Annotated in this window: 13 protein-coding genes; 10 read left to right on the forward strand and 3 right to left on the reverse strand. The window is 41.7% G+C overall.

Features of this window, described 5'->3' with window-relative positions; translation table 11 throughout:
- The 3 genes from G6053_RS03560 to G6053_RS03570 form a co-directional block, all read right to left on the reverse strand.
- Nucleotides 1-1,836: an ABC transporter transmembrane domain-containing protein gene (locus tag G6053_RS03560; RefSeq protein WP_165305561.1), complete on the reverse strand. Its 1,836-nt coding sequence runs from the start codon at nucleotides 1,834-1,836 to the stop codon at nucleotides 1-3.
- A gap of 172 nt (nucleotides 1,837-2,008) precedes the next feature.
- Entirely contained in the window at nucleotides 2,009-2,560 is a 552-nt protein-coding gene (locus tag G6053_RS03565) for a hypothetical protein (protein WP_165305562.1), read from the reverse strand.
- Nucleotides 2,561-2,696: 136 nt separating this feature from the next.
- Nucleotides 2,697-3,485 carry an SAM-dependent chlorinase/fluorinase gene (locus tag G6053_RS03570; RefSeq protein WP_108636061.1) on the reverse strand — a complete coding sequence of 263 codons (789 nt, stop codon included), beginning with the start codon at nucleotides 3,483-3,485 and terminating at the stop codon, nucleotides 2,697-2,699.
- Between the two features lie 423 nt (nucleotides 3,486-3,908).
- Here G6053_RS03570 and G6053_RS03575 point away from each other — a divergent pair, with 423 nt between their 5' ends.
- The 10 genes from G6053_RS03575 (at nucleotide 3,909) to hisIE (ending at nucleotide 12,574) form a co-directional block, all read left to right on the forward strand.
- Entirely contained in the window at nucleotides 3,909-4,874 is a 966-nt protein-coding gene (locus G6053_RS03575) for a PhoH family protein (protein WP_165305563.1), read from the forward strand.
- A 220-nt stretch (nucleotides 4,875-5,094) separates the two neighbouring features.
- Nucleotides 5,095-6,045, forward strand: coding sequence for a phosphoribosylaminoimidazolesuccinocarboxamide synthase (locus tag G6053_RS03580; protein WP_165305564.1), 951 nt, complete (start codon nucleotides 5,095-5,097; stop codon nucleotides 6,043-6,045).
- A 33-nt stretch (nucleotides 6,046-6,078) separates the two neighbouring features.
- Nucleotides 6,079-6,459 carry an STAS domain-containing protein gene (locus G6053_RS03585; protein ID WP_104385068.1) on the forward strand — a complete coding sequence of 127 codons (381 nt, stop codon included), beginning with the start codon at nucleotides 6,079-6,081 and terminating at the stop codon, nucleotides 6,457-6,459.
- Between the two features lies 1 nt (nucleotide 6,460).
- Entirely contained in the window at nucleotides 6,461-7,372 is a 912-nt protein-coding gene (locus G6053_RS03590) for a ribonuclease Z (RefSeq protein WP_165305565.1), read from the forward strand.
- Nucleotides 7,373-7,481: 109 nt separating this feature from the next.
- Nucleotides 7,482-8,540: a histidinol-phosphate transaminase gene (gene hisC / locus G6053_RS03595; RefSeq protein WP_165305566.1), complete on the forward strand. Its 1,059-nt coding sequence runs from the start codon at nucleotides 7,482-7,484 to the stop codon at nucleotides 8,538-8,540.
- A gap of 4 nt (nucleotides 8,541-8,544) precedes the next feature.
- Nucleotides 8,545-9,684: a bifunctional histidinol-phosphatase/imidazoleglycerol-phosphate dehydratase HisB gene (gene hisB, locus G6053_RS03600; protein ID WP_108636056.1), complete on the forward strand. Its 1,140-nt coding sequence runs from the start codon at nucleotides 8,545-8,547 to the stop codon at nucleotides 9,682-9,684.
- A gap of 1 nt (nucleotide 9,685) precedes the next feature.
- On the forward strand, nucleotides 9,686-10,285 hold the full coding sequence (gene hisH / locus G6053_RS03605; protein WP_108636055.1) for an imidazole glycerol phosphate synthase subunit HisH: 600 nt from the start codon (nucleotides 9,686-9,688) through the stop codon (nucleotides 10,283-10,285).
- A 12-nt stretch (nucleotides 10,286-10,297) separates the two neighbouring features.
- A complete protein-coding gene (locus G6053_RS03610; protein WP_108636054.1) occupies nucleotides 10,298-11,050 on the forward strand; it encodes a HisA/HisF-related TIM barrel protein in 753 nt (250 codons plus the stop codon).
- 1 nt (nucleotide 11,051) lies between these two features.
- Nucleotides 11,052-11,804: an imidazole glycerol phosphate synthase subunit HisF gene (gene hisF, locus G6053_RS03615; protein ID WP_108636053.1), complete on the forward strand. Its 753-nt coding sequence runs from the start codon at nucleotides 11,052-11,054 to the stop codon at nucleotides 11,802-11,804.
- Between the two features lie 185 nt (nucleotides 11,805-11,989).
- Nucleotides 11,990-12,574: a bifunctional phosphoribosyl-AMP cyclohydrolase/phosphoribosyl-ATP diphosphatase HisIE gene (gene hisIE / locus G6053_RS03620; protein ID WP_108636052.1), complete on the forward strand. Its 585-nt coding sequence runs from the start codon at nucleotides 11,990-11,992 to the stop codon at nucleotides 12,572-12,574.
- Nucleotides 12,575-12,643 lie beyond the last annotated feature (69 nt).

A 12,643-nucleotide genomic window follows, 5' to 3' on the forward strand; every position in this document is an offset into this window, starting at 1 on the left:
TTACATATCTACTTTCTGCTGTTTGGATTGCAGGGTATAGAGGTGGCGGTACAGCCCGGTTTCTTTCTGTAATAATTCGAAATGTGTTCCGCTTTCTGAGACGATGCCATTTTCGACCACGATAATTTTGTCTGCATCGACTATCGTCGATAAACGGTGGGCAATGATGATGGATGTACGGCCACGCATTAATTCTTCCAGCGCATCTTGTACCTGACGTTCTGATTCGGAATCCAATGAAGACGTTGCTTCATCCAGAATCAGAATCGCTGGGTCTTTGAGTAAAGCCCGGGCGATAGCGATGCGTTGACGTTGTCCTCCCGAGAGTTTTACACCACGTTCTCCGACCACGGTATCATACTCTTCAGGGAAATTTAATATAAATTGATGGGCGTTGGCGCGTTTGGCAGCTTCTGTTATTTCATTTTCTGTGGCGTCTAATTTACCATAGGCGATATTCTCGCGGATTGTTCCGCCGAAGAGCAGTACGTCTTGCGGTACTATGGCCACCTGGTTGCGTATATCGCACAGCTCAAAGTCCGATGCAGGCTTGCCATCATAAAGTACTTCTCCCTTATTGCTGGTATAGAACTGTAGTATTAAAGAGGCAATGGTTGATTTACCGGTGCCGCTAGGGCCGACGATGGCGATTTTATCGCCAGCATTGGCGGTAAAATTAATGTCTTTGAGAATTTCAATATCCGGACGGCTAGGGTAGGCGAATGCCACATGATTAAAACGGAGATTTCCACTCATCTTTTTACTGATCTCCTTGCAACTCGGTTCAACTTTGATATCCTCCTGTGGTTCATCAAGAATTTCCAGGATCCTTTCGCTGGCGCCAAGTGAGCGCTGTATGTTTGCGTATAATTCAGGGAAACTACCCATCGATCCGGCAACAAACATCGAATAAAGGATATATGTTGTTAGATCACCGACAGACATCTCATGGATAGAAACCAATGCGGCTCCATACCAAATAACGGCGATAACAGCACCGAAAATACAGAATATGATAAATGAAGCAAAGGCTCCTCGGAATGTTGCTCCCTTGACCGCTAATTTGACAACAGAATCCATCTGATTACTGTAACGGTTGAATTCAAAGTATTCGTTCACAAAAGCTTTTACATTGCTAATGCCCAATAAAGTTTCTTGAACTATGCTATTTGATTCCGCCATCTTATCCTGCGCCTGTCTGGATAATTCACGAATAAATTTTCCGAAGACAATTGCGGCAACCACGATGACGGGTAATATGCAGAGATTCATCAAGGCCAATTTGGGCGATACCCAGACGAGCAGAAATACTCCAAAACAAAGACTGATCAATTGTCTTAAAATTTCAGCCAATGTAGTGGTTAAGGTGTCCTGGACCTGGGATAGATCAGCGGAAAGTCTGCTATTTAATTCTCCCACACGGCGATTGGCGAAAAATTCAATCGGCAAGGAGATAAGCTTATGGTAGGTATCTTTACGAATTTTGGACAAAGCGCGTTCAGCGATCTCGACGAAGATACGGATTCGGAAAAAAGAAACGACGGACGTAAACGATAGAATGATAAAGGCTATTCCACCAATGTAATACACTTCAGGGGGTAGCCAGGTGTATTTTTGCTTGCCTTGGGCGGCATCAATCATCGCACCCAAAAGTGCAGGGAAAGCTAGCATGGAAAGACTGGATAATACCAAAAATAACATGCCGATTCCAAACTTAACCCGATAAGGCCTTAAATAGGTCATTATTTTCGAAGCCCGTAACAGGAGCTCCTTATTTAACTTTGGTTTTGGTAGATCTTCTTCTTGTTTATTACCACTATTGAAACCTCTTGCCATAATCCGCTACTTCAATGTTTTGTTGCGAGGACAAATGTAAAGAGATTAAAAATATTTTGCTATCATACTTTGGTCAATTTTTTGGCTTTTGACTGCTTTTAATCAACAACAATTATCATTTAGCCAATTCTCGTGGTGCATGTCATCGCTATACGCCCAAAAGCACAAAGTGCTAGTCCGTATTTTTAAGGATGGGGACTGATTTTTGTGTACGGCTACGATACAATAAGACCGCTAGCACTAGGATGACGAGCAAGGCCAGGTAGAGCCATACATTGCCGGACAGTCCGTTTCCGGCTGATTTGTCCAATTGTGTCCTGAGTCTTTCATTTTCAAGCTGAAGTTTATTAATTGTGCCCATATAGGCTGAGATCTGCTTATCATATTCTGTGGCCATCTGCCGGAATTTGTCCTTTTCGAAATCTTTGATTTTGAGCAGCTGTTGGGTTTCCAAAAAGATGTTGTTATCTGTGATCACGACATCTTTGAGGATATCGATGCTTTTTTGCATATCACCCTTGGATTTAAACAGTCCAAAAAGCCCTGTTTTCTGAGTGAGGCTCGTATCATAAGCGCCGAACTTCTGTTGTCTTGCCTCAAGCAGGCTATTGACACGTTTGCGCTGTACTTCAAAAGCACTGGAATCTGCATTTTCCTGCGCCATCAAATACGCGAGGTTAAATAATAAAAGAAAGGGCAGTAACGTGTATTTTAAAGACTTCATAAACAATGAACCAATCAATCCCATATTAAGTTTGCTGAAATTGCTTTGCCTTGGCAGCAGAACTGCTACAAGCGCTATCCCTGTTTTGGAGCTTGACACCTGTGGGCAAATAATTTCTAAGAATGAATTTATGAAATTAATCTTTAAATTCGATACGGATGACATTGGAGTCGTCATCGTGAAGTCCCAAAAGCTGGCTCGCGTTGCCCTTGTTGATCGCAATTTCCAGATAATTACTGATTCCAAAGAGACATAATTTTTCGCCTTCGCCGACCTCATTGTAATGCCAGGAAAGGTTGGTGATCGTTTCGTTGCGCTTGAAATACAAGACAAAATTTCGCCCTTTTTGGACTTTATTGAACAGGTCTTTTGAAATATTGGTAATGGCATTGCCAAAGGCGTCAACGTAGATGACATTTCCCCGTATCATATCCTTATCAAAGATCGGCTGTAATGTAACTTTTTCTATCAGTTGATGCATTGGCGTGCCCACATCTTTCAGTTTTCCCCCTTTTGCAATATGACAGGCTGATTTTGAAAGAATGTCAGCGAGTGGGAAATGGAGGTATCGCAGGTCCTGCATCAGATTGAGTTCATACAATTCCTGGGGCTCATTTCCATTTAACAGCAAACTGAAAATACCATTGTCCGCGCCGACAAAATAATGGTCCTTGTATTTCATGCCGATGTATTTGGATTCTTCATGAAATAAGGTGTTGATACCGATGATATGTACGGTCCCTTTGGGGAAATAATGATAGGCGTTACCAAGTACAAAGGCTGCGCGCGGAATGTTGAATGCTGGGATCTCGTGGGTGATATCGACAATATTAACATCAGACAACTGCGTTAAAAGGCTCCCTTTTAGCGCAGCTTGATAAAAATCCTTATGTCCTAGATCTGTCGTTAACGTAATTACTGCCATTATAATCTAAAGTAGACCGAATTGCTGTCGAATTCCCTTTTTGAATGAATAGAAATAGATCTTCTGTTGCTTACTTGTTCTGATGCTAAAAAATCTATTTAAATAGAGAGCAAAATTACTATTTATCAGCTGATTTGTAAAGCTAATTGAAGAACTTATTTTGAATATATCTTTTTCCGGTTGATACACACAAACATAGCTTCGATTTAAATAATAAAGAATTGGTTTCCGCACCCTGAAGATCCACTTTTAAAAGCAAAACTCAGGTATAAAATACGAAAAAAATAATTTGGTTTTCTTTTTGCAAAAATCTCTTTGGTATGGTCTATTTTCTCATTAGAATACGTTAATTTTGAATAGTATTACGCATAAGAGCTATTGCGTGGTAGCTACAATCTAATTAATTCTAAAATAGGATAAAATTTGAACGAATTACTAATTGCATTAGATGGTCTGAATTTGCCCGTATTATGGGGAGCAGACAATGAGCACTTTGATTATTTAAAGAAGCAATTCCCAAAACTGCGGATTGTGGCTCGTGGAAGTGAAATGAAAGTGTTAGGTGATGCGAAGGAGTTGGAGCTGTTTGAGCAATCGTTTAAGGAAGTCATGGCTCACCTTGAGAAATTTAACAACATTACGTTGTTGGATTTTGAAAATCTCCTTGGGGCAAGTGCAGGTTCTGCTGCCCAACAGGAAAAGGAAATTGCTGCCAAGCAAGCTGCCTTTGGTTCTGAGCCCATAGTTTATGGACCCAATGGTTTGATTGTCCGCGCACGGACAGCCAATCAGCGACGGATGGTCGATAGTATTTCGAAAAATGATATCTTATTTGCCATTGGTCCGGCAGGAACAGGAAAGACCTATACGGCTGTTGCACTTGCTGTCCGGGCACTTCGCAATAAAGAAATCAAACGTATTATCCTGACAAGACCAGCGGTGGAAGCCGGAGAAAACCTCGGTTTTTTACCCGGAGATCTGAAAGAAAAGGTAGATCCCTACTTAAGACCTCTTTACGATGCATTGGACGATATGATTCCGGCCGAAAAATTAAAAGGATATTTAGAAAACCGTACCATCGAGGTTGCGCCACTGGCATTTATGCGGGGACGCACACTGGATAATTGTTTTGTCATTTTGGATGAAGCCCAAAATGCAACGGATATGCAGCTAAAGATGTTTTTGACCCGTATGGGGCCGACCGCAAAATTCATTGTTACGGGTGATATGACACAGGTCGATCTCCCTAAAAAAAATCAATCGGGCCTTTCGACATCGATCCGTTTGCTGGAAAATATTGAAGGTATTGATATTATCCACCTTAGTGGTGGCGATGTGGTTCGTCATAAATTGGTGCGACGCATTTTGGAAGCATACGGCGACATTTAATCGTTCGTTGCAAAAATAGATCAATTGTAATATCCCCGATCGGAGGCCCAGTACGGACCAAGAGGATCTGGATATTCATATCGTCTTTAAAAGGCACGATAAACTGGTTCATTTGGACCATTAGAAAAGGCCATGGATGCATAATCGAGTCTTTGTTTTCAGCCATGGAAATGAAAACAAAGACTGATCAATAATTATTTATTTGAATTTTACTTTGAACATGAACGCTATAAAAGAAACAAATTTCAATTTCGAAAACCAGACTGCTTTCTACAGAGGAAAAGTACGTGACGTGTATACGATTGCAGATACCTACTTGGCTATGGTGGCTTCTGACCGTATTTCCGCATTTGATGTGGTACTTCCTCGTCCTATTCCCTACAAAGGACAGGTGTTAAATCAAATTGCGGCTAAATTTTTGAAAGCGACAGCCGATATTATCCCGAATTGGGTCGTATCTGTACCGGATCCTAGTGTGACCATAGGTCAAATGTGCGAACCGTTTAAAGTTGAAATGGTTATCCGAGGTTACCTATCAGGACATGCCTGGCGTGAATATGCTGCCGGTAAACGGGAAGTTTGTGGGGAGTCTCTTCCTGAGGGATTGAAGGAGAATGACAAATTGCCTGAACCGATTATCACACCGACGACCAAAGCTGCAGTAGGTCACGATGAGGATATTTCCAGGGGGGATATTTTGAAAAAAGGTATTGTAAGTGAGGAAGATTACGTGCAACTGGAGAAATATACCAAAGCATTGTTTCAACGCGGAACTGAAATTGCAGCACAAAGAGGATTGATCTTAGTGGATACCAAATATGAATTTGGTAAAAAAGACGGCAAAATAGTCCTTATCGACGAGATTCATACGCCGGATTCTTCCCGTTATTTCTATGCTGACGGATATCAAGAACGTCAGGACAAAGGGGAAGCACAAAAGCAATTGTCAAAAGAGTTTGTTCGTAAGTGGTTGATCGATAACGGATTTCAGGGTAAAGATGGACAGGTGGTCCCAGAGATGACAGATGAGATCATTGCTTCAATTTCCGAACGCTATATTGAGCTATATGAGCACATCGTGGGCGAAAAATTTGTTTACCCTGATCAGGAAAATGTACTGGAACGCGTGGAAAGAAATGTGACAAAAGCCTTAAAAGAGCTAAATTATTAGTACATTGTATCCTCAAACTAAGGAAATAGACTTATGAAGTATACTATTGATAAACACGATCGCTATATTGTCATAGAGCCTCATGTCGAAGTGATAGATGCGGATAATGCGGCGAAACTCAAGGGTGAGTTTTTGTTGCGCAATACAATTGGCCAACGCAACATTGTTCTGGATATGATTCATGTCCAAAAGACGGATGAAGTTGGGATCCGTTTGGGCATATTGGCGCACCGCCTATGTCAGTCTGTTGGTGGCGTATTTATTTTGGTCAATCTTTGTCCTAAATTAATGGATATGGTTCGGGTGTCGCACCTGGATAAATCGATAAAGATCGCTCCATCACTGAAGGTTGCGGAAGATTTGATCTTCGCGCACGAACTGGAATCTGAATACCGGGGGACAATTGAAGATTAATATGAAGTTTGAAGTTCTGATATTAGGAAATAGTTCCGCGACACCGATGTTTGATCGCCATCCAACTAGCCAAGTGCTGAACTTTAATGAACAATTGTTTTTAATAGACTGCGGGGAGGGGACACAAATGCAGCTCAGCCGTTATGGAATTAAAAGCAATCGTATAGGACATATTTTTATTAGTCACTTACATGGAGATCACTATTTAGGTTTAGTGGGGCTGCTCTCTTCGATGCATCTCGTCGGCCGCAAAAGTGATCTTCATTTATACGGACCAGCTGCCTTAAAAGAGATTTTGGATGTCCAATTTATGCATTCGGAGACAGTCTTGCGCTATAATCTTATTTTTCATCCGATTTCACCCGACGGGCCCGGTATTATTTTTGAAAACCGGACCATGAAAGTGAGCGCATTCCCTTTAACACATCGTATTGCCTGCACGGGTTTTCGTTTTGATGAGGGACCACGGGCTAGGACCTTGCTCGGTGATGTGGTTCAAGCGTTGAACATTCCCACGGTATATTATCCCGCTATCAAGAAAGGGATGGATTATGTGGACGAAAAAGGGGATGTTTACCCAGCGGATCAATTGAGCCTGCCTGCACCCAAATCCAGAAGTTATGTATATTGTTCAGATACGGTACGCACAGTAAATTACCTTCCCTATGTTCAGCATGCCGATCTCATGTACCATGAATCTACATTTTTACATGATATGGTCGACCGGGCAAAAGAAACTTTCCACACAACGGCATTGGAAGCTGGAGAGATAGCCAAAGAAACCCATGCAAAGAAATTATTGCTCGGTCATTACTCTGCACGGTACCGGGATTTAGCACCCTTGTTGGAAGAAGCCCGAACAGTATTTCCCAATACCGAACTTTCGATCGAAGGGAAGTGGTTTTTAGTTTAGTTTTTTGTGAATTTTATACCACATTTCTACGACCAAATGCTTTTAAATTGCTTATTATATTGCATTTGATAAACAATTTATCTAAGTTTACGGCTCTAATTTTTTTATAATGGATAATCCATTCAACTTAAACAACCTATTACGGGAAAATATCAAGAAGCTCGTACCGTATTCGTCCGCAAGAGATGAATTTAAAGGGGAGGCATCCATATGGATTGATGCCAATGAAAATCCTTTTGGATCCCCACTCAACCATGATTACAACCGATACCCAGACCCACTCCAACATCAAGTCAAAGCAAAACTTTCAACAATAAAAGGTGTTCCCGCAGAAAATATTTTTTTAGGCAATGGGAGCGATGAAGCGATTGATATCTTGTACCGCGCATTTTGTACACCCGGTGTGGATAATGTTATCCTCGTTCCACCGACCTATGGTATGTATGAGGTGTCGGCGAATATCAATGATGTCGCTTTCAAAAAAGTAAACCTTACAGCAGACTACCAGTTGGATCTGGATGGAATAGCGAATGCAGTAGATGCACATACCAAGTTGATTTTTATCTGTTCGCCGAATAATCCGACCGGAAATTCTATCCGTCGTCAGGACATCGAAACGATATTGAATAATTTTCAGGGGCTTGTTGTCGTCGATGAAGCTTATATCAATTTTTCTGCCGTAAAATCATTTACACAGGAATTGGCTGAATACCCTAACTTGGTGGTATTGCAGACTTTGTCCAAAGCCTGGGGGCTTGCAGCATTGCGATTGGGCATGGCATTTGCAAGTAAAGAGATTATAGCAGTTTATAATAAAATCAAACCACCCTATAACATTAATCAGGCAACACAGGATATCGTGTTGGAGGCCCTGAATAATGTGGATCAGGTCAATGACTGGATCAAAGAGACGGTAGCTGAACGTGAACGACTGGTACGCGAGCTCCTCGAACTGGATTATGTGCAATATATCACTCCTTCTGATGCCAATTTTATCCTGGTCAAGATGGAACAGCCGAGAGAAGTTTATGACTATCTAGTTCAATATGGGATCATTGTCAGAGATCGGTCTAAAGTCGAACTTTGTGAGGGCTGTTTGCGCATTACAGTCGGGACGCCTGCAGAGAACCAAACATTATTAGAAAAACTTAATCAAATCAATAAATAATACTATGCCTGATAACTTAAAACGTGTACTGTTTATAGACCGCGACGGAACATTAATTTTGGAACCAGAAGATGAGCAGATCGATTCTTTTGCAAAATTAAAATTCTATCCGGGTGCCTTGCAGTACCTGCCACGTATCGCGAAGGAACTGGATTTTGAATTGATCTTGGTTTCAAACCAAGATGGCCTGGGAACATCTTCCCATCCGGAAGAAAACTTCTGGCCCGTCCATCATTTTGTGCTAGATACGTTTGCAGCAGAGGGTGTAGTATTTGCCAAAGAACATATAGATAAAACTTTTCCGCATGAAAATGCTGACACTCGTAAACCGGGTATTGGTATGCTCGGTGAATATTTCGATCCATCAAAATATAATTTAAGTGAATCGTTCGTTATCGGTGACCGAGTCAATGATGTGAAGCTCGCGCAAAATCTTGGTGCCAAAGCAATATGGCTGCGTGCCAATGATCAATTGGGGGCGTTGGAGAACGTTGACATTGACCCGAAAGTGGTGGCGTTGGAAACCACAGACTGGAAGACGATATACGAATTTCTTAAACTGGGCACGCGTACTGCCGAACATCATCGTAAGACAAATGAAACGGATATTTTTATTCAACTAAACTTGGATGGCTCCGGTAAATCGGAAATCGAAACAGGATTGCCTTTTTTTGACCATATGCTGGATCAAATAGCCCGACATGGTGCATTGGACTTAACGATCAAAGCGAAAGGTGATCTTCATATAGACGAGCATCATACGATTGAAGATACAGGGATAGCTTTGGGTGAGGTATTTTTGAAGGTATTGGGAGACAAGCGTGGTATTGAGCGTTACTCGTACACCTTACCAATGGATGATTGCCTGGCACAGGTTGCACTGGATTTTGGCGGACGCAACTGGATCGTATGGGATGCTGAATTTAAACGTGAGAAAATAGGTGACATGCCGACAGAGATGTTCTTCCATTTCTTTAAATCATTTTCTGATGCCTCCAGGTCGAATCTAAATATCAAGGCCGAAGGGGATAATGAGCACCATAAGATTGAAGCAATTTTTAAAGCTTTTGCCAAATCTATTAAGAAAGCTGTTCGCCGTGATGCAGATCACATGCAACTGCCAAGTACAAAAGGAGTGTTGTAAGATGATAGGAATTATTAATTACGGTGCCGGGAATATCTTTTCCCTGACTGCTGCGCTAGATCGAGTAGGGTTGACTTATGGTATGATCAATACGGCTGAGGAGATGGATCGTTATGATCGGATTATTATTCCGGGCGTAGGTCATGCTGGGGCGGCAATGAATAAGTTGCTTGAGTCGGGATTAGTACCCTATATTAAAGATTTGCGTAAACCTGTGCTTGGAATCTGTGTCGGGATGCAGCTGCTGACGGAATATTCGGAGGAAGGTGATGCCGAGATGCTGAAGTTGTTCCCGTTGAAAACGTTACATTTTGAAGCTGGTATAGCGGGTAAAGTGCCTCATATGGGCTGGAATAGCGTTTCGGTACAAGCAAATAATCCTTTATTTGCGAATATAGAAGATCAGACTTATTTTTATTTTGTCCATTCGTATTATATCGAATATGATACGACATTTACCGCCGCTAAATGTGAATATGGAGTGCCATTTTCAGCAGCAATTTCCAGAGAAAATTTCTTTGGCGTACAATTTCACCCGGAGAAGTCGGGAAAAGCAGGTGAGCAGTTGTTGCTCAATTTTTCAACTATTCAAGTAGACTAAAAATATTCGATTATGTATATCATTCCAGCAATTGACGTTTTGGACAAAAAAGTTGTCCGTTTAAGAGAGGGTAACTACAACGACGTTACAACTTATGCTATAAGTTTAGAAGAGCAGATCGAGAACTATCGTGCAAACGGTACGGAGTTGGTTCATATCATAGATTTAAATGGTGCAAAAGGTGACTTTAGCAATCAGGCCTATTTATTCGATATCATCCAAAAGACAGATATGAAAATACAGTATGGCGGTGGAGTCAGAAGCATTGATAAGGTAAAGGAATTGGTGGATGCTGGTGTATACCGTGTGATTGTCGGTACGCAAGCGATCACAAATCCTTCTTTTTTGGAGGAACTGGCAACGCTTAACGAAGGGAAAGTCAAATACGCAGATCATATTGTCATTGCAATTGATGTGTTGGACGAAGTCATTAAATACTCCGGCTGGTTAGAAAGTTCACCAATTAAATTGATCGAGTATATTGATAAATGCTTGGCTTTGGGATTTTTTAGATTCCTTTGTACGGACATTAGCAAAGATGGAAAACTGGGGGGCGCAGGTGTGGAATTGTATCAAAAATTGTTAAACCACTCTCCGATTATCAAGCTGATTGCTTCTGGGGGTATCAGTTCAATGGATGACATTCAAAAGCTTCAAGAGCTAGGTGGAGTAGAATCTGTGGTTGTAGGAAAAGCAATCTATGAGAATCGTATCTCTATCGATGAAGTCAAAGACTGGAATCTCAAATCATTAATCCGATTTTAACATGCTGGCAAAACGGATAATTCCCTGCTTGGATGTCAAAGACGGACGTACGGTAAAAGGTGTCAACTTTGTCGACCTGCGTGACGCAGGTGATCCTGTTGAACTCGCCTATGAATATTCCCAGCAAGGAGCTGATGAACTTGTGTTTCTAGATATTACAGCTACACATGAGGGACGTAAGACGACGATAGATCTCGTAAAAGCGGTAGCTCGTCAGGTGAATATTCCTTTTACAATAGGAGGTGGTATCAATGAAATCAGTGACGCGGATATCCTATTAAATGCTGGGGCGGACAAGATCTCCATTAACTCTGCAGCAGTGCGCAATCCGGGACTGATCAATCAAATGGCCGCCGCTTTTGGTGCCCAATTTGTAGTGGTTGCTGTCGATACGAGATCTATTGAAGGACAGGATTTTGTCCATTTAAGTGGTGGACGCATCAAGACGGAAATCAATACCCTGGATTGGATCCTTGAAGCGCAAGAACGCGGGGCCGGAGAGGTTCTGTTGACCTCAATGGATCATGATGGAACTAAGAACGGTTTTGACAATAAATTTTTAAAGGCTGTTAACGATCGTATTCATATTCCGCTGATCGCATCTGGTGGGGCTGGTAATCAACAGCATTTTGTCGATGTTTTCCAACAGGCCAACGTGGATGCCGCATTAGCAGCTTCCGTATTCCATTATGGAGAAATATTGATTCCGGATCTTAAGCAGACTTTGCGCCATAATGGTATTGTCGTGCGATAGGCGCGAATAAAATAGTAAAGAATTAAGAGTAAGGATAAAGGAGTAATGATACTATTAGGTAAGCTATCAGGGCTTGCAGAATAAGAAAATTGATTAATGAGTAAGGAGTAGGAACAAAGCTTCTAAGCCCTAGGCGGACATAAGTAAGCTTCAAATACCCATAGCTCAATACTAAATACAATACAATGTTAGATTTTGCAAAAAGTGACGGACTTGTCCCAGTGATTGTTCAAGACGCCCAAACCCTGGAGGTGTTGATGCTGGGTTATATGAATGAAGAGGCTTGGCAAAAGACACAGGCGGAGAAGCGCGTGACTTTTTTCTCCCGTAGCAAAAATCGTCTCTGGACAAAAGGGGAAGAGAGTGGAAACTTTTTAAACGTAAAGAGTATCCATATCGATTGCGATAAAGATACCGTATTGATCAAGGCTGATCCTGTGGGGCCAACTTGCCATACGGGAAGCCGGAGCTGTTTCAGCACAGAATTCAATCAGAATTTTATACTGGAGCTCGAACGTATCGTCAATCATCGTTATGAAAATCCTTCTGACGAATCCTATGTTAACCGTTTGCGGTCCAGAGGAATTAATAAGATCGCGCAAAAGGTAGGTGAGGAAGCTGTAGAAACGGTTATTGCCGCATTAACTGAAACTGAAACCGACTTTATCAATGAGACTTCTGACCTATTGTTCCATTTGATCGTATTGTTGCGTGAGAAGGGATTTTCGTTGGAAACAATTGCGAAAAATCTTGAAAGTAGGCATCAATAGCCTGCTCAACAAAAGTTAGGGACCTCAAGCGATCGACCCAAAAAGAACTGAGCGTCAAAAAAAGGTTTA

It is taken from the genome of Sphingobacterium sp. DR205, assembly GCF_011064245.1.
GTDB classification, from domain to species: domain Bacteria; phylum Bacteroidota; class Bacteroidia; order Sphingobacteriales; family Sphingobacteriaceae; genus Sphingobacterium; species Sphingobacterium athyrii.

What these genes read in the sequence shown, in the direction of transcription:
- G6053_RS03560 (WP_165305561.1), bottom strand. Translation starts at nt 1,836, where the DNA reads ATGGCAAGAGGTTTCAATAGTGGTAATAAACAAGAAGAAGATCTACCA.
- G6053_RS03565 (WP_165305562.1), bottom strand. Translation starts at nt 2,560, where the DNA reads ATGAAGTCTTTAAAATACACGTTACTGCCCTTTCTTTTATTATTTAAC.
- G6053_RS03570 (WP_108636061.1), bottom strand. Translation starts at nt 3,485, where the DNA reads ATGGCAGTAATTACGTTAACGACAGATCTAGGACATAAGGATTTTTAT.
- G6053_RS03580 (WP_165305564.1), top strand. Translation starts at nt 5,095, where the DNA reads ATGAACGCTATAAAAGAAACAAATTTCAATTTCGAAAACCAGACTGCT.
- G6053_RS03585 (WP_104385068.1), top strand. Translation starts at nt 6,079, where the DNA reads ATGAAGTATACTATTGATAAACACGATCGCTATATTGTCATAGAGCCT.
- G6053_RS03590 (WP_165305565.1), top strand. Translation starts at nt 6,461, where the DNA reads ATGAAGTTTGAAGTTCTGATATTAGGAAATAGTTCCGCGACACCGATG.
- hisC (WP_165305566.1), top strand. Translation starts at nt 7,482, where the DNA reads ATGGATAATCCATTCAACTTAAACAACCTATTACGGGAAAATATCAAG.
- hisB (WP_108636056.1), top strand. Translation starts at nt 8,545, where the DNA reads ATGCCTGATAACTTAAAACGTGTACTGTTTATAGACCGCGACGGAACA.
- hisH (WP_108636055.1), top strand. Translation starts at nt 9,686, where the DNA reads ATGATAGGAATTATTAATTACGGTGCCGGGAATATCTTTTCCCTGACT.
- G6053_RS03610 (WP_108636054.1), top strand. Translation starts at nt 10,298, where the DNA reads ATGTATATCATTCCAGCAATTGACGTTTTGGACAAAAAAGTTGTCCGT.
- hisF (WP_108636053.1), top strand. Translation starts at nt 11,052, where the DNA reads ATGCTGGCAAAACGGATAATTCCCTGCTTGGATGTCAAAGACGGACGT.
- hisIE (WP_108636052.1), top strand. Translation starts at nt 11,990, where the DNA reads ATGTTAGATTTTGCAAAAAGTGACGGACTTGTCCCAGTGATTGTTCAA.